General features: G+C 51.0%; 11 protein-coding genes. 9 read left to right on the forward strand and 2 right to left on the reverse strand.

Annotated elements, in window-relative coordinates; genetic code table 11:
• The first annotated feature begins 203 nt into the window (after window positions 1–203).
• From BWI97_RS20340 to BWI97_RS20365, 6 genes are all read left to right on the forward strand, one after another.
• Window positions 204–845 (forward strand): RNA polymerase sigma-70 factor, encoded by a 642-nt coding sequence (locus BWI97_RS20340; protein WP_233207920.1) that lies wholly within the window; start codon window positions 204–206, stop codon window positions 843–845.
• 42 nt (window positions 846–887) lie between these two features.
• On the forward strand, window positions 888–1,886 hold the full coding sequence (locus BWI97_RS20345; RefSeq protein ID WP_094808523.1) for a FecR family protein: 999 nt from the start codon (window positions 888–890) through the stop codon (window positions 1,884–1,886).
• Window positions 1,887–1,913: 27 nt separating this feature from the next.
• Window positions 1,914–5,333, forward strand: coding sequence for a TonB-dependent receptor (locus tag BWI97_RS20350; protein ID WP_102202553.1), 3,420 nt, complete (start codon window positions 1,914–1,916; stop codon window positions 5,331–5,333).
• An 11-nt stretch (window positions 5,334–5,344) separates the two neighbouring features.
• Window positions 5,345–7,192 (forward strand): RagB/SusD family nutrient uptake outer membrane protein, encoded by a 1,848-nt coding sequence (locus BWI97_RS20355; protein WP_102202554.1) that lies wholly within the window; start codon window positions 5,345–5,347, stop codon window positions 7,190–7,192.
• Between the two features lie 232 nt (window positions 7,193–7,424).
• Complete coding sequence (locus BWI97_RS20360; protein ID WP_158242809.1) at window positions 7,425–8,795, forward strand: chloride channel protein; 1,371 nt, start codon at window positions 7,425–7,427, stop codon at window positions 8,793–8,795.
• A gap of 119 nt (window positions 8,796–8,914) precedes the next feature.
• On the forward strand, window positions 8,915–10,576 hold the full coding sequence (locus tag BWI97_RS20365; RefSeq protein WP_102202555.1) for an ATP-binding protein: 1,662 nt from the start codon (window positions 8,915–8,917) through the stop codon (window positions 10,574–10,576).
• Window positions 10,577–10,803: 227 nt separating this feature from the next.
• Here the strand turns inward: BWI97_RS20365 and BWI97_RS20370 are convergent, their stop codons facing one another.
• A complete protein-coding gene (locus BWI97_RS20370; protein WP_102202556.1) occupies window positions 10,804–12,030 on the reverse strand; it encodes a lipase family protein in 1,227 nt (408 codons plus the stop codon).
• A gap of 451 nt (window positions 12,031–12,481) precedes the next feature.
• Between BWI97_RS20370 and BWI97_RS20375 the strand changes: the two genes are divergently transcribed.
• Window positions 12,482–12,760 carry a hypothetical protein gene (locus BWI97_RS20375; protein ID WP_102202557.1) on the forward strand — a complete coding sequence of 93 codons (279 nt, stop codon included), beginning with the start codon at window positions 12,482–12,484 and terminating at the stop codon, window positions 12,758–12,760.
• Window positions 12,761–13,042: 282 nt separating this feature from the next.
• Window positions 13,043–14,179, forward strand: coding sequence for a hypothetical protein (locus BWI97_RS20380; protein ID WP_102202558.1), 1,137 nt, complete (start codon window positions 13,043–13,045; stop codon window positions 14,177–14,179).
• Window positions 14,180–14,264: 85 nt separating this feature from the next.
• Here the strand turns inward: BWI97_RS20380 and BWI97_RS20385 are convergent, their stop codons facing one another.
• On the reverse strand, window positions 14,265–14,639 hold the full coding sequence (locus BWI97_RS20385; RefSeq protein WP_102202559.1) for a WD40 repeat domain-containing protein: 375 nt from the start codon (window positions 14,637–14,639) through the stop codon (window positions 14,265–14,267).
• A gap of 321 nt (window positions 14,640–14,960) precedes the next feature.
• Here BWI97_RS20385 and BWI97_RS20390 point away from each other — a divergent pair, with 321 nt between their 5' ends.
• Window positions 14,961–18,110, forward strand: a complete 3,150-nt coding sequence (locus BWI97_RS20390) for a PAS domain S-box protein (RefSeq protein ID WP_102202560.1) — start codon at window positions 14,961–14,963, stop codon at window positions 18,108–18,110.
• Window positions 18,111–18,150: the final 40 nt, after the last annotated feature.

Here is an 18,150-nt window from a genome sequence, read left to right on the forward strand (position 1 = left end):
CTGAAACCCGTCTACCCCCCCAAAGGAATGCCTGACTCCTTTGGGGGGTTGCTTTTGATAGGTACCTAGCTGATTTCCACGTGGGTCACCTATCCTAAATCGATTATATTACTTCACGAAGTTTTTATTAAAATATTTCGAGTTGAGTACTAAGGGTATGGGGGGTATTCTTTGTCACCCTAGTAAAGACTCATCTGTAGCTAATGGGATTGGTAGAAAAGCTTTCTAGTTCAGAAACTTCTTTGCGGGAAGAGCGTCTGCAACCGGAACCGTCCAAAGTGATTGATAACGAACATTTTATTCGAGCCGCTTTTGCCGAGTCTACCGGGAAAGGTTTTGAAGCCCTGTTTCGTCTGTATTATCAGCCTTTGTTCAGCCATGCCTTACGCTTTGTGTATACTAGAGAAAAGGCGGAGGATATTGTATGTGATGTATTTCATGATTTCTGGAAGAGCAATACCTACGACTCCATGCAGGGTACGTTTCGTTCGTATTTGTACGCGGCGGTGCGAAATCGGGCGTATACCTACGTTCGTTATGAGTTAAAAGAAGAGAAAAATACGACTTCCCCGGAATCTTCCGAACACCTCTCAGAGGCAAACAATCCCGAATCCCTGATCGAGTATGATGAGTTGTACCAACGCATAGATCAGGCCATTTTACAGCTTCCCGCCCAATGTCAGCGGGTCTTCATGCTGAGCCGGTTTGAGGGAAAGAAAAACAAGGAAATCGCTACCGAATTGAACCTGTCCCTGAAAACCGTAGAAGCTCACATGGCCAAAGCACTGAGTCAGCTTCGCAAGGCTATACTAACAATCACTATTCTGCTACAGTGGTTTAGCTAATCTCTTTCATCCCAACCACCTATTGAAAGCCAACCGATTACCATGGAAGACCAGGTCATTAAAAACACGGTGCACGATTATTTCGCGGGTCGGGCTACACCCCTTCAAAAGAAAGTCATTGAAGACTGGCTGAAGGATGCTGGCAACCACGAACAGTACTACCAGTGGCTGCACGAATGGGAGCTAAACCACCTACAGGGCCGAGCTTCGTGGGAGGATGCTTTTCAGCGTACGCAGCAAATGCTTCATCAGGAACCCGAGCCGGAATCGATCCTTCAAACCGATGATACGCCCACCCGCTGGTGGAACCGGACTTCGATTCGGCTGATTGCGGCCGTGCTGGTCGTTGCCTTCCTCGGCGTATCTTTTCCGGCCATTCGGAACCTGATTTATTACCAGACGAGTGAAACGGGATACGGTGAAACCCGGAAAATTTCCTTTGAAGACGGTTCAAGCGTTACCCTGAATGCCAACTCTTCCCTGCGTTATCCGCGATTTGGCTTCGGCGAAGGTACGCGTCGGGTCGAACTGCGGGGCGAAGCTGATTTTCAGATTGAACATACGCCGCAGCATCAGCCTTTCATCGTTTCCATTCCCAGTGGTCTGGAAGTGAACGTCTTAGGTACCCAGTTTACCGTTTTTGCCCGCAGCCGTCGCTCGCAGGTTACGCTCCGATCCGGAAAAGTGGCCTTACAGATGAAGCAGGCTCCGCAGGCTTCTCCGCTCGTGATGAAGCCCGGCGATCTGGTCGTCATGAATCCGTCGGGAAAACTCAGTCGCTCGCACACCGCCCATCCGGAGCAATACGCCTCCTGGAAAGACCATCACCTCACGCTCAACCGAACCTCCCTCCGGGAACTGGCGTCCATTCTCGAAGAAACCTATGGCTTCGAAGTGGAAATCAATGATCCGGAACTTGCCAGTCGAACGGCTACGGGCCTCTTACCCGCCGAAAACCCCGAAGCCACCCTGGAGCTTATCGCCGAACTATTCGCCATCAATTTCACCCGTCACGACAACCGGATTGTTTTCAAAGACTAGACGCTAACCCTAAACCTATTTTTGTGTATGAGACTGCTTTCCCGGCGAGCTCGAAGATCGCTATTGGTCTGTGTTTCCCTATCCGTCTGTTCGCAGGTGTCGGCCCACTCCCAGACGGGGCCCGGATTTTCCTTTGTTACGAATCAGATGACCCGCCAACCCAACGCGACCCTGCGGGATGTGTTGATGCAGCTAAAGAGTACCTACCGGGTCAACATCATTTTTGAAGATCGACTGGTGCAGTTGCCCGTTGATCCGGCAATAGTGGATCGCAAACGTTCGCTCGAAGAAAACCTGACCCGACTGCTGCAACCCAATGCCCTCGGCTTCAAAAAAGTAAGCGATGGGGTGTACATGATTGTACGCAATCGCAAGCCGCAGGAACAGACCTCAACTTTCCCCGAAAAAACGACAGTTCCCATCAATACGCCCACACTCGCTACCGTAGCCGAGGTAGTAGAGTCACCCAAGGCTCCTCAGGATCGCCAGATTCAGGGAACGGTGAAGGACGAAAAAGGCGAAGCATTGCCGGGCGTCAGTATCATCGTGAAGGGCACGACGCGGGGTACCAACTCCGATGTACAGGGGGAGTTCAAGCTGAGTATTCCCGATGGCGAAGTCACGCTGATTCTATCTTTTGTGGGGTATAAAAGCCAGGAATTGCTGGTGGGGAATCAAACCGCACTGAATGTTTCCCTGCAACCCGAACCTAGTGCTCTGGACGAAGTAGTGGTCATCGGTTACGGTACCACTCGCCGAAAAGACCTCACCGGGTCCGTTTCCAGCGTGAAAGCCGCCGACATCACCCTAAGTCCGGTAACGAATCCCGTCGAAGCCCTACAGGGCCGCGTGGCGGGTCTGGATATTGAACGGGGTAGCGGTCGGGCTGGCACTACGCCCAACATTCTCTTACGCGGGAACCGCTCCATTTCCGGGGGACAAACGCCGCTGTACCTGATCGACGGCGTACCGGGAAATATCAATGCCCTGAATCCCAACGATATTGAAAACATCGATGTCCTGAAAGACGCGGCGGCAACGTCCATTTACGGCGTGGCCGGAGCCAACGGGGTCATCATTGTTACTACCAAAAAGGCCAAAGCCGGAAAATTACAGATTGACGTTGATAGCTATTACGGCATCAACGGTTTCGCCCGTTTTCCCAAACCACTCACTGGCAACCGCTGGATTCAGTACCAGAAAGACCGCTATTTTACCGAACGGGGCACCTACACCGATAACCTCGTCGATCTGGTTTCGTCCGTGGAAGTGCGTAATCTGGTCGAACAGGGCCGCTGGGTAAACTGGGTGGATGAAACGCTTAAAACCGGGGTTCAGCAAAACCACTTCGTTTCCCTGCGGGGCGGCACGGATAAAGTGCAGGCCTATTTGTCCATGGGTTACATCGGGGAAAAGGGGATTTACCAATTCGACGAAGCCAAGATTCTCAACCTGCGTACCGGCATGGATGTGAAGTTCAGCAAGCTGTTTAAAGCCGGGATTCAGACCGTACTGACGGCCCGTAATACCGATGCCACCGCCAGCCGGGTGAACAAAGCGTATAGTGTGGCTCCCGTAGGTGAAGCGTACAATGAAGACGGCACCGTTCGACTCCGGCCCCTGGGTGAAAGCAATTCTACCATCAGCCCCATTGCCAATTACGCTCCCGGCGTATACGTAGACAATTCCAAAAGCCTGAATGTCAATATTTATCCCTACGTCGAATTAACGCCCCTGGATAACCTGACCATCCGGTCCAACCTGGGTCTGACGGCATCGGGTTCGCGGGATGGCTTTTTCCAGAGCGAACGAGCCTATAATCCAGCATCGGAAGGACGGGTAAACAAGGAAGCGAGTTACTCCAACGGTATTGGCTATTCGTACATCTGGGAAACCTACGCAACCTACAACCTGAATCTGCCCAAAGACCATCAGTTAACCGCCACGGCGATCACTTCGATGGCGAAGACGCAGACGGAAACGTCCAACATTTCAGTCAACGGCCTGGATTTTGATTACTACCAGTTTTACAACACCGGAGCCGCCAATACCGTCAGCAACCGTTCGACGGGCTATTCGGAAACCAGCCGGATGTCGTACGCCGGACGTTTGCACTACAGCTATCAAGGCAAGTATCTGCTGACTTTATCCAATCGCTGGGACGGGGCTTCGCAGTTGTACCGCAACTGGGCGTCTTTCCCTTCGGTGTCGGTGGCCTGGCGGGCCAGTGATGAAAAATTCATGGAAGGCGTCAAGACCTGGATTGATGATCTGAAGGTTCGGTTTAGCTACGGGGTTACTGGAAATAACAACATTTCGCCGTACCAGAGCATTTCGGAAATGGTATCCAAAACGGCGGGGTCTAACCTGTCGCTGGGCGGTTCGAGCATTCTGCCCATCTACGTAGTGAAACAGGCTCTGGGTAATCCGGATCTTACCTGGGAAAAGTCGTATACTACCAACTTCGGCGTCGATTTCTCCCTATTCAACGGCAGAATTGACCTGACGGCCGACCTCTACCGGACGCGGACAGATGGGGTGTTGTACAAACGCAATCTGCCTTCGACGGCGGGCGGCTTCGACGCGAAAAACCTGTATACCAAAGTGCTGAACATTGCCAAAACGCAGAACGAAGGGTTAGAACTGACCGCCTCTTTCCGCACCATGGCAAAGAAGGATTTTCAGTGGAACACCACCGTAACCTTTACGGCCGCCCGTGAAAAGCTGGTTAGTATTGATTTGGGAAACGCTCAGAGTGCCACTTCGCTCATCTCGGAAAACCTCTTCGTTGGCTCGCCGCTTCGCACGTTTTACGATTACAAGAAAACGGGCATCTGGCAAACGGCAGACAGTGCTCAGGCTCGCCTGTACGGAGCTAAACCCGGCGATATTCGGCTGCAAACCGTCCCGCGAGTCAATGCCAATGGCGAATCCGACAACGGGGTACATGCCTATTCAGCAGCCGATCGGATGATTGTGGGCAGTGCGAACCCCCGGTGGCTCATGGGGATTCAGAATTCGTTTGCGTATAAAAACTTTGATCTGACCGTGTTCGTCAATATGCGTTTCGGCCATACGATCAATGCGACCGGACTGGGTTACTGGAATACGATTTCCCAGCCCGAAACCTACAACTACTGGACGCCCACAAATCCGACGAATGATTTCCCGCAACCGGGTTCGGCTTTTAGTAACACTTTCGTTTCGGCCCTCAATTACGTGGATGGCTCGTACGTAAAAGTCAAGAATATTACCCTGGGCTATACCCTGCCCAAGCCCCTGCAGAATACCCTGGGCTTATCACGGATGCGGTTCTACGGCACGATCTATAATCCACTGATTTTCACGAGAAGTCCTTTGTTGAAAGGGTTTGATCCGGAATCGGGCGGCTCGGATTCCTTTCCGCTCTTCAAACAAATCATTCTGGGGGTGAACCTCTCCTTTTAAAAACCATTCGTATGCGAGTATATACACTGATTTTCGTAGCCATCTGGACGCTCGCCTCCTGCCAGAAACTGGGCGAATACAACCCCGCCGGCTTACCCGTGGAAGGGGTACTGACGGACAAAGCAGGCCTGGAGGGAGCCATCAACGGCTGTTACACCGACCTGTACTTTTTTCACGGAAAAGTGGACCTGATCGGCCCTACCGAAGCGGGTACGGATAGTTGGGTGAACGTCGGTAACAATGACATCGGGCTTTTGCTGTACAACAACACGCTGAACACCACGACGGGTACCGTTCGGGTGATTTGGAACGGCCTGTATTCGCTGGTAAACTACTGTAACACAGCCATTAATTACTCGAAAAATGTAAAAGGCTACGCATCGCAGGCAGAGCTGGACGCCAAAATTGCCGAGGCGTACTTCATTCGGGCGTATGCCAATTTTAACCTCGTCGAGCAGTTTGGTAACGTAACCCTGTCAAAGACATCGGCGGCGGAAGGTAGCGTGGAGCTAAGTCCGGTGCGGAATCCCGAAGCGGAATTTTACGATTCCATCATTGCTGATTTGAAATTTGCCTGTGAGCATTTGCCCTACACGCAGTCCCTTCGCGGTCGGGTCAGCAAGAAAGCGGCCTACGGGTTACTGGCGAAAGTGTATCTGCAACGCACCCGTCTGGGCGAAAAAGAAACCTACGCCCGTCTGGCCCTGGAAACGGCCGAGCAGCTCATCAACAATACGGCAACCTTTCGCTGTGCCCTGTATCTGAGCGACGCCAGCCGCTCAGGTTTCAGCAAATTGTGGGACGGAGCCAATAACAAAACCAACACTGAATCCCTGTTCCTCCAAGCCATTGATCCTACCTCAGGCCTGAACCCAGAGCAGTACAACCGGGGCCGTACGCGACAGTACTACCTGCCGGAATTGGGTGGTCGGGGTGCCGAATGGGGTACCCGCGAAACCAGCGTCCTGTACGGACGGGCCAACTCCCGCTATTACAAACCCAGCAAGTACCTGCTCACCAGCATTTTCGAGCCGCAGGAAAACACACCCGACACGCGGTTCAAAGAGACGTTTACGTATAAGTTTTACGCCAACGCGAACAAAACGATTACCGCCGCGATGGCTACGGCTTACCGGAAAGATCCGTCCGTGGTTGGGAAGGTTATTCTGGGTACTACGGCCCCCTACACCAGTCCCTTCCTGCCCGTTACGACGCAACTCGAAGAAGAAACCAACATGGCTAACGATCAGGGACTGGCCGTCTTTACGCCGAACTGGACGATTGATGAAACTACCAAAAGTAAATTACCTTATCTGGTAGCCGACCCGAGCGATCTGTTTGATCCGGTTACGGGCAATTACAAAACGACGGCTCAGATTCCGGCCAACTACCCGAACCTGATTAACATCTACCCGGCGATGCGGAAGTTTTCGAGCAAGCCATTTGCCTACACGAATCAATACTGGATGGGTGACATTCCGATTATCCGTTTGGGCGACATTTATTTGATTGCCGCAGAAGCGGCTCTGTATCTCAACAATCAGGCGAAAGCGACGGATTACGTCAACACCATTCGCAAACGGGCTGCCCTGGCCAGTCGCGAAAGTGAAATCACGGTAACGCCTAATCAGGTCACGCTGGATTTTCTGGTGAACGAACGGGCCCGCGAACTAACCGGCGAGCACTGGCGATGGTATGATCTGAAACGGATGGGTAAACTGACCAAGTCGTACCTGCAATCGACGAACCCCATCGTGAGCGTTGATTTCAACGAATCCAGACATACCGTACGACCTATTCCCCAAAGCTTTCTGGATGCCATCAGTAACGCAGCGGATTACGGATCAAATGGATACTGAGAAAAAGGAGCTGGTAAGTACTGGCTCCTTTTTCTTTTAAGGAATTTTGACGGTATGACCTGATCGGTATTTCGAAAGGCATTGGGAAGTTTCTAGAATCGGATTTCTTCTGGAGCAGAATCGATCGTTTACCTATACTTTTCACTTAAAAACAATTCTATTTGTTCCCTCCCATTAAACCTTAGTACCTTCGAGCCATCATGTATCTATGATGATGAGGGGCAAATATCACTTGAATGAATGGGAGATACGCTTACGAAAGTATCTCAAACGCGTCAGCCGAAGTACGGGTGTACAAAAAATTAACCACTGGCTGATTACACATAATCTATCCACCGCACCTTTGCGAGCCGCTCCTTTGTGGATCGCTTCGGTTTTAGTCGGATTAATGGCGGTAGGGTACGAAAAAGTGTTTGCTTTCGTCGAGCACACGGGGATGCACTGGTACCAAAATCACCCGTATCTGATCTTTTTGACGACGCCCCTCTGTTTTTGCGGAGCCTGGTTGCTCACGCATTACCTCGCTCCAACGGCTTCGGGCAGTGGCATTCCACAACTCATGGCCGCGGTAGATTTGGCCGAGACGAAGGCTCACTGGAAAGTAGATAAATTGCTCAGCATCCGCATTGCACTGGTAAAAGTGGCGAGCAATCTGGTACTGCTCCTCGGCGGGGGTGCCACCGGACGGGAAGGCCCAACGCTTCAGATTGCCGGGTCCATTTTTGAAACCATTTACCGGCTTGTACCCGAAACCTGGAATAAAGTCTCGCAACGGGTCATGATCGTGACGGGAGGAGCGGCCGGACTAGCGGCGGCGTTTAACACCCCTCTCGGTGGTATTGTATACGTAGTCGAAGAACTGACGAAAGCTCATCTCGCCGTTTTCCGGACGGCCGTACTCAGTTCCGTGATTATTGCGGGGATAACGAGTCAGTTTTTGCTGGGTCCGTACCTATTTCTGGGCTTTCCAAAAATCACTCGACTGCCGTTGGAATCCATCTGGCTGGTCATCGGCATTGCCTTTGTTACGGGGTTGGCGGGTTCGGCCTTTACCAAACTATTACTGCTGATTTCTTCGCTGCGGAAACGTTTTCCGGGCCTGACTAAACAACTCGTATTCGTAACCGGACTGGGCCTGCTGTTTGCAACGATTGTTTTTTTCTCGGGCGTACAGGCCATGGGTTCCGGAAAAGAATTGATTAATCAGGCCTTATTTGAAGGCACGGAACACATTGCGTGGTACGCTTTTCCGGTTCGATTTATTGGCAATGCCCTGTCGTTTTCGGCGGGTGGAGCGGCGGGGATTTTTGCCACGTCTTTGTCTTCCGGAGCGATGCTCAGCTCGCTGTTGCTGGAATATGTCATTCCCGTTCAGGTCCAACACCATAATCTGCTCATTCTGGTGGGTATGATTGGTTTTCTGACGGGCGTGACGCGTACCCCCTTTACGTCGGCCATTTTGGTACTAGAAATGACGGACCGGCATTCCGCCATTTTCTATTTCCTGCTGGCGGGCATCATTGCTAATGTGGCGGCTAGCTTAATTTTGCGTCATTCGTTTTATGAGATCCGCAAGGAGGAATTTTTAAGTCAGCCTGCTTAATCACTCATGAGACAGCAACTTGTTTACGAAAATAAAACATTAACCAGGGATACTACCTCTCCAGGCCTAGTGCTGTCTCAATCTTTTTGAAACTTTAAAGTGCCTAGTTCGTTATCAATATGCAACACTTTGTTGCTTCTTTTTCCTGCATGAATAATGATCAGCGACTAGACGCTTTTTCCGGGGATCGTTTAGACCCCACTTTAGCTTTACAGGCAGCTGGTCTGGGAGTCTGGCGAATAAACCCCCTCACCGAAGCATTACAAACGGACCCGCTGGGCCATCAATTACTGGGCTTACCCGGTGATGCTGATTCCTTCACTATTCAGCAACTGCTTGAGCGTATTCATCCGGAAGATCAACGTATTTTAAGCGAGGCCTGGGAAAGCCTTTTGCATAGATCAGAACCGGTTGACGAGACCTTTCGAATCATCCATTCCTCTAATCAGATCAAATGGATTCGATGGTGGGGACAGCGGTATTTCGCTAAAAATGAGCAACATTCTATTTTAACAGGTCTTTGTCAGGAAGTAAAACCCAGGGTTGAACATCAAAATCAGCCCGTCGATCAATGGTTATCGCTTTTCTTTGAACAGGCTCCCCTGGGCATTGCCCTGCTGGAAGGTCCTACGCACCAGCTTCGCTTTGCGAATACTCCCTTTCAGGAACTATGGAAATTGAGTAGACCTGTGGAAGAGGTATTGAATCGCCCGGTGTTTGAAGCTTTTCCGGGCATTGCGGGACTGGGTCTGGAAGAATTGCTCGAGCAGGTCCGGACAACGCATCAGCCGGTGAGTGGCCAGGAACAACCTGCTTATTTTGACCGCAATGGTCAGTTGGAACTCGCCTACATCAGTTTCGTTTACGCACCCTTGCGAGGTAGGCTGGGTCAGGAATATATTGTAGTTGTGGCCACGGATGTCACCGAAATAGTAATCAGTCGTCAGGAGATTGAAAGCCGCCGGAAAGAATCGCAGGTTATGGCTGAGGTATTGACCCGGAATAACGAACAGCTTAGTCAGGCCAATATTCAACTCAGCCGTTCGAATGAACTACTCCAGAGTTTCGCTTACGTAGCCAGTCATGATTTGCAGGAACCCCTGCGTAAAATTCAGCAATTTGTCGATTTGCTTCGTCCGCAACTACCCGATGAAAATCTGGTAGCCGAAAACTATTTGAACCGCGTACAGGCCTCTGCCCGTCGGATGTCGGAGCTTATGCAGGCTTTGCTGGAGTTTTCACAGGTCCCCTCCAAAGTGAACACGCCCAAACCCGTACCTCTGGACGAGGTACTGCAGGAAGTCGTTCAGTTACTGGAATTAGGGCTAAAGGAATCCCAGGCTAAACTTTCTATTGAACCCTTGCCCATCGTTTGGGGACAACGGCAATTGTTGATTCGGCTCTTTCAGAACCTTTTATCCAACGCCCTCAAATTCAGCCGGGTCGATCGGGCGGGCATCGCGACCATTCCTCATATCCAGCTTACTTCAACCCTAATTGCTGCGAGTGACCTTTCGCTAAAGATTCATCCTGCTCAAAAAGCCGCTCAGTACCTACGCGTTGATGTAATCGATAACGGCATCGGTTTCGATCCCGAATATCTGTCCCGTATGTTTCAGATTTTTCAGCGTCTGCACAGTAAGAGTGCATACGGTGGCAATGGCATTGGTCTGGCCATTAGTGAAAAGATTGTAACCAGCATGGGCGGGGCTATTACGGCCCATAGTCAGCCGGGCCAGGGAGCCACCTTTCAGGTTTTCTTCCCCTACCTACAGAAATAAAACGAAAGCGAGCAACGGTCAACGCCTGCCTGGCTCGATCTGTCTGGACTGCTTTCATCCCGCATAAATCGGTCAGGATCTCATCCAGCCAGGTTAGGAAACTGTTTCAGGCAAAGTCATTTCAGACAGATAAGCCTCTGACAGTAAGGGCTAGCAAAAAGTTTGCTAGCCCTTACTATTCCGTTTAAAATATGAGTACAATCAAATGGGTGTATTCAATGGCCGTTTTAGGGAGTGGTCAGTAGACGTACCATGGCTGCCAGATACAGTTGTGCTCCTTCCCGATGGGTCGTGCCAGCCGTGCCCAAGGCCTGAAAAGCCACGGTAGCTCCTTTGGCCTGCATGGCCTTCACCGCTAGTTCCGTATTCAACACCGGAACAATATCGTCCCCCGTGGCGTGCAGAAAGAGTACGGGGGCCTTCGGTTTCCAGTCGTAAACGTTGTTTGCCTGTAACGCTTTAATCAACGGCTGATTGGTTTTATTTTTAATCCCCGCAATGAAGGAACTTGAGAATAGTTTCGTAGGATTTAGATCCACATCAGCCGCCAGAGGATTACCCGTAGCTACCGCAGCCGCTACTTTCGTTGCGTTGCCGGGCGTAAGAAAATCCGTCAAAGGAGTATTGATGCCGTAAAGCTGATTATAAGTAAGCAGTACCCACATGTAGTAAGCCGAGGCAAATATGGGTAGATCTTTGTCCTGACTCACCACCCATTCGGCCGTTGCCAGCATGTCGTAAGCTCCCGCCCCCGGGTAGCTTCCCAACACCGTGAGTTCACTCGACGTCTGTTGTTCGAGAGCCTGGTGCAGGGCCAGTGTCGCGTATCCTCCTTCGGAATAACCCGCCAGGCGTACACCTTTCTGAAGTTTGATTCCTTTACTGTTCGCAAACTCACGGGCCGCCTGAAGCATATCCAGCGTAGACGAAGCCAGACTGGCCTTATGCTGGTACGGATGCGGCAGTGCCTTGCTCTCCCCAAAACCCAGATAATCGGCCATAACGACCAGATAACCCTGACCCAGCGAGGCAGCCAGCGTACCCGCTCCGTAGGCCTCCATGTTGCCGACGGGTAGATATGACGACGGAGCTTCCTCCTGAGTAGTGATGGTACCGTGCTGGAAACTAAGGACGCGAAGGTCGCCCGTATAGCCAACGGGTAGCAGGATTAAGCCCGAGGCCTGGACTGGTTTCTGGTCAACGCCTAGAGTTTGATACGTAATGCGATAAGCAGTAACGCCGTACTGCACGATGGGAGCCAGAATAGACGCTCGTTGTTTGACTTCATTGACGGAAACCTGAGCGATGGCGTCGGCTTTGACCAGATACTGAAACTCCGGTTCGGGGTTGTGGTCTTTGACACAGCCCGAAACGGTAACAATCAACAGGATAACCAGAGCCGGAATGGTCTGGAATCGGGCCTTTTCGTACCCGCGTTTAAATGTGGTGAGCATAGGGTTACATGTTAAGATAGGAGAATGCTGTAAAACGCGTACTGGAAGGGCGGAGACTCGAAAAGCGTACTTAAAAAGGCAAGAACTAGTACTGTTTCGTAAGAAGACCTGGCACTGAAGCCGCTTTGCCTGGGCAGACTAGCCATTACTCAGCCTGAGTTTGCTCCAAAGCACTGCTTTGAATGAGGATTCTAAAGTACTGAAAAACAATGGATATACTATTGATTCGATCTTATTTGTAAGCATTGACCGGAAGAAAGGGGACTAATTTTAACTTTCCGCACCACATCTATCCGCCCTATATGATTTTGTTTACATTACCCGCCCTTTTTGGCCTTGGTTTTGAGGTCCATGTAACACTGTTCGTATTGGGAATAAACCATTATTTCTTTTTTCGCTGGCCAGGTACGGCGGCTATTAAAGTGGACGCCGTTACCCGTCAGGGAGTCATATGGATTTCACGATTGCGGCCACACCCATACTCTACGTAACCCTAGTCCTTTTCTTTTTTAAGGCTATCAGCTATACGCCAAATCTGGATTTTGAGGCTGAACTTTGGGCAACCCAGACCGCCAAACGGTTTCAAATGGCTGAAGATCTGATTGACAGCGAGATTTTACTGGGAAAAGATACCACTCAGGTCAAAGCCCTGCTGGGCGACCGGATCACTACGGCCGATGCGTTTGGAAAAAAGATGCTGTTAATACCTGGGCCTATTCGATGGGAGTAAGTGACGGCGGATTCGGTTTTTTGCTTCACCAGTTGGCTCTACGGTTTGATCAGGATAACGTAACTCAGACGGATCACGTCAAACTCAAAGATTAAGTAAAAATGTGATCAGGGATGATTTCGCTACCCTTAGTTATTTCAGGTACCTTCGAAAACATCCAGATCATGAGATCCGCCCCACAAGGCCTCCCATGCAACCTCCAATTATGTAACGATCATGCAGACTGTACCGACTGTTTTAGCGAGCATCTGTACCTTTGCCGGGTAACCTCAACGATTGCCCATGAGATACGTACTGTTTTTTGTTCTGTTGATTCAGATTTGTGTGGGTCAAACGCCTCCTTCGGGATGGTCGAGCCGTCAGCACGGGACCACCCTTGAAATGAGCCCGCCTGATTTACCTGCTAACCGAATGTTTCTGTACGCCCTGTACCCGCCGGAGACTCGTACTCAATCCACGCAAAGCTGGCTCAGGAACAAAGCGGAGAAGGATATTTCTACGCTAGGTAAACAGGTTCGGCCCCTACAGTATAACCATACCGGGCCCGTTCAGAATGTTACGGGGGCAATCATGAATCAGGGCCGGGCTCAGGTGGTTGCGTATATGGCGACTGAACAGGCAGGACAAATGCACTGGGCCCGTATCATTACCGATGCGGATGCCAAATTTTTCAAACCTTACCTGAGCGAAGCGATTAAGCACTTCACAGCGGTTAGTAAGGTATCCCATTCCTCGGCTGCTTCAAAGAATAAACCCGAAAAGAGAAGCCGTGCCAAACGGCCTGAAACGCCGCTGACTGCACCGGGAAAGGGACTTACCCCGGCTCAGATTCAAGGTATTTACATGCACCTGGAAACGGGTTTTGGCGTAGGCGGATTCGTTACGCAGAATTACGAAGCGTATTTGTTTCTCAGGGACGGAACAGTCTACGAATACCCCGACGTGCCCCCCTACGATCTGGACGTACCCGCCTCCCGTCAGACTGAACCGAAAAGATGGGGCCGCTGGAAAAAGCAGGGCTCCAAAATCGTAATTCAGGAGAGCGATGGCAAGACCAGTGACTGGAACCACTGGCACGTGGCCGTAGCCGCGAAACCCGGCGAGAAACTCTCGGGGAGTTTTAAGTCGATTAGCGGTGGCGGAAATGTAGCTTTCGGCGGCAGCTCCGTAGTGGTTTCCATGAAACGGATCACTTTTCTGCCTACTGGTCAGTTTCGGCTGGCGTCCACTGGCGGTGGTTCCGATGCTAATGTTTCTGCGTATAGCAACAAAGATCTGGCGGGTACGTATCAACTGGATCAACACGTCATTACCCTGAAATTCAACAATGGACAGGTAGAACGTCGTTTTTTTTTCTTTTACCCGGATACCAGGGATACCTTTGGGATGGGTGGCAGTGTATTCGTTCCGGCTGATTAGGACTTGAATGAGAAGGGAGGTATGAATAGGCCACGCCTCCGTTCCCCAACAGAAAAGGCCGTAACGGGCTCGTTGCCAAGGCCTGTTACTGGTTACCTTTCGTTGTACTATCGGGTAAAGACCACACCCTTATACCCCCCAAAGCAGCCGTAGCAAGGGTTCGGCCATCCGGTGAAAAATGAACCCGTCGCGGGGTAGCGTTTCCTAAAGATAAGTCATAATCATGGTGCGATTTTGGGTGTACACTCCAAACCCGTACTCTTCTGAACGTACCCACGGCCATCCAGTGGCCATCGGGCGAAAAACTTACCCGTCGGGGTGTCTCGTTTTTTACTTTGGTCGGATAATCGGTGGCCTGCCGGGTTTCCAGGTCCCAAAGGCGTACAGCCTCCCAGACGCCGGCAGCAATGGATTTACCATCTGGAGCATACGTTGATTCATACGGCGTTTCATTGCTCATTTATTGCCTTTAAAGTAGGTTGAGACGATTTGGAACATGAAAACAGGCTGATGGAAAGTAAGCCAGCGAGAGCAAGAAATGGTTTCCTAGCAAAGGATCTTGTCAAACGATGGGAAGCTAGGTAATTCCTCCCATTTCCGCCCCACTGCACCCGGCTTCATCGCTACTGAACAAATTATTTTAACAAATTTTGAGCTTTTGCCCCAGGCCTCTTAAAACTTCCCCCCTGCCCTAATCGTTTATAGTCACTGCTTAAGGTGGAACTGAAAAGGTTTGACTGTTTGGGATAGCCGTTCTTCCTTTAATGCATCACCTCCATGTATGAATCCTTCAAATCAATCTCAGTCGGCTGCTCTTCCTAGTGCGGAGGAATGTCAGCTCTTACTGGCATCCCTGACCCAGACGTTCTGGGAAACGGACGCTCAGGGCAGGGTACTTGCTGATTCGCCCAGTTGGCGAGCATATACGGGTCAAACGTATCAGGATTGGTTGGGGAAAGGCTGGACCAGCACGGTCCATCCGGATGATCGGTCGGAAGCTCATCGGCAATGGCAGGAGGCTCTGCTTGAGCAGAAACCCATGGATGGGGAGTTCCGGTTACAGCATCCCGAAGGAGGCTGGCGATGGACCAACCTACGGGCTACTCCGATTCTTAATCCAGACGGAACGCTTAAAAAATGGCTGGGACTTACGATAGATCTCAGTCAGAAAAAACAGGCCGAAGAAGAATTACTGGAAGCTCATCAATCGTACCAGTTACGCCTGGAACAACAGGTCAGTGAACGAACCTTCGAGCTGGTCGAAAGCCGGGAACTCCTTCAGGCCACGCTGAATAGTACGCTGGAGATGATTCAGGTATTTAAAGCCGTTCGTGACGAAGCAGGAGAGATTATTGATTTTACCTGGGTACTTAACAATAAAGCCAGCGAGCGACGCTACGGCGATGTCATTGGTGAACGTCTGCTGACCTTGCAACCGGGAGTTCGACAAGCGGGCATATTCGATACGTTCAAACGGGTCTGTGAAACGGGTATACCGGACCAATCCGAACGCCATTATGTCTATGAGCAATTCGATGGGTGGTTTTACCAATCCACGGTTAAGGTAGACGATGGCGTAGCCACGACCACTACCGATATTACTGCCCGCAAAAAGGCCGAACTGGAATTAGCTACGACCAAGGAACACTTACAGACGATCCTCGACAGCTGTTTGTACAGCATTCAGGCCTTTGAAGCCGTTCGGGATTCGTCTGGAAAGATTGTGGATTTTGTCTGGATCATGAATAACCAGCTGGCCGTACAGCAAAATGGCGACGTGATCGGAAAAAGTTTGCTGGAAATGAACCCCGGCGTACACGAAGCTGGTTTGTTTGAGAAGTTCGTTCAGGTAACCGAAACCGGTATTACCATCGACGATGAACAGTTTTATGACTTTGAACAATTGAAAGACTGGTTTCATCTGACCCTAGTCAAAATGGGCGATGGGTTCGTCATGAACACTGACAATATTACCCAGCGGAAACGGGCGGAACTGGAAAACCTTCGGTTAAAAGATGAGGTCACACAGCGGGCGGAATCGGCTTTACGTGTGAACGAAGAGCGGTACCGGGTACTTATTCAGAACTTGCCCGATTACGCCATTTTTCGCATTGACCCAAACGGCATCATTGCTGAATGGACCGAAGGAGCCCAACGGGTGAAAGGCTTTTCGGCGGCAGAAATACTCGGTCAGCCGATCGCGATCTTCTACACGCCGGAAGGACTGGCCGCTGGCGATCTGGAGCAGGAATTAGTCGAAGCAAGCCGCATCGGGCATACCGAAAAGGAAACCCAGCGAATACGAAAAAACGGCGAACGATTCTGGGTCAATGAAATCACGGTTGTCATTCGTGATGAACAGGGTCAGCTTCAGGGTTTCACCAAAATTAGCCGGGATATTACCTTACGTAAACAGGAAGAAGCGGCTCGGCTGCAACTCGAAACCCGAACCCGGCTGGCCGTTGAAGCCGCTGAAATGGCTACCTGGGAGTGGCATTTACCGACGGATCGCGTCTACTGGAATGAACAGCACTTTCTATTGTTGGGACTAGAGGTGCAAACCGGGGAACAAAAATCCGGGCTGTTTTTAAATCACATTCACCCCGACGATCGGAACCGTATTATTGCCCAGCTTAATCAAACCATCGAACAGCGAGTTCCTTACGATGAGCAGTTTCGAATTATTCGGGAGGATGAACAGGTTCGCTGGATGAGTGGTTACGGCAAAGTTACGGCCGAAGAAGACGGCATTCCCGTACAGCTTAGCGGCGTGATGTTTGATATCACCGACCGGAAAGTAGCAGAAGAGGCCCTTCGCGAAGCCGCTCGGCGGAAAGATGAATTTCTGGCCATGCTGGCTCACGAGCTACGAAATCCCATGGCCACCATCCGCAACGGCCTTCAGGTACTATCGCTCACCACCCCCACCGATGCCAAAGCCCAAAGTATACTGGGAATGATGAATCGACAGACGGATCATCTGGTACGGCTGGTCGATGATTTGCTGGATGTAAGCCGGATCAGTCAGGGCAAGATTGACTTACGAAAGGAACGCGTAAACCTGGTGGAACTGGTTCAACAGGCGGTGGAAGCCGCAAATCCGCTGTACCAGTCCAGACAACGTCGTCTGTACGTGAGCCTTCCGGTCACGGAAATTTTGATGACAGGTGATGATACCCGTCTGATTCAACTGGTAACCAATCTTTTAACTAATGGCGTACGGTACACCGTTGATGAAGGTCAGGTATGGCTGAGTCTGGAACACAAGGAACAGCAGGCTATTCTCCAGGTGCGGGATAACGGTATTGGACTCACGCAGGAGCAGCAGGCATCGATTTTTGATCTGTTTGTGCAGGTAGATCATTCGCTGGCCCGCTCACAGGGAGGTTTGGGCGTGGGGCTAACCGTTGTTAAACGCCTGGCGGAAATGCACGGGGGTCGAATTGAAGTCCAGAGTCCGGGCCTGGGTCAGGGCAGTACCTTCACCGTTTACTTACCAACGCTTGACCTGCCGCACGTCAATGAAATCGTTACGGATCCGGAGGAAACGGTCACGCCTTATCGGATTCTGGTCGTTGATGATAATCCGGATGCCTGTCTGACCCTGCGTATCTATCTGGAGCTGAAAGGGTATGAAGTGTACTCCGAAAACAGCGGATACGCGGGAATCAAGGCCGCTGAACGGCTTAACCCGGAGGTTATCCTGCTGGACATTGGCATGCCCGGTCTGGATGGCTACGAAACCTGCCGACGCATTCGGCAACAACCCTGGGGCGACTCTATCCTGCTTATTGCGTTAACCGGTTACGGACAGTATGAGGACAAACAGCGTACGCAGGAAGCCGGATTTGATCAGCATCTGATCAAGCCCGTCAAGCTCGAAACACTTACCCAACTGATTAAGGACTGGATGAATCAAAAGAAGAAGTAAGCAGTACCGAAGAAGACACGGATACGTTCCGGGGACTGTT

Source organism: Siphonobacter sp. BAB-5405 (assembly GCF_002872335.1).
In the GTDB taxonomy this organism is placed as follows: Bacteria; Bacteroidota; Bacteroidia; order Cytophagales; family Spirosomataceae; genus Siphonobacter.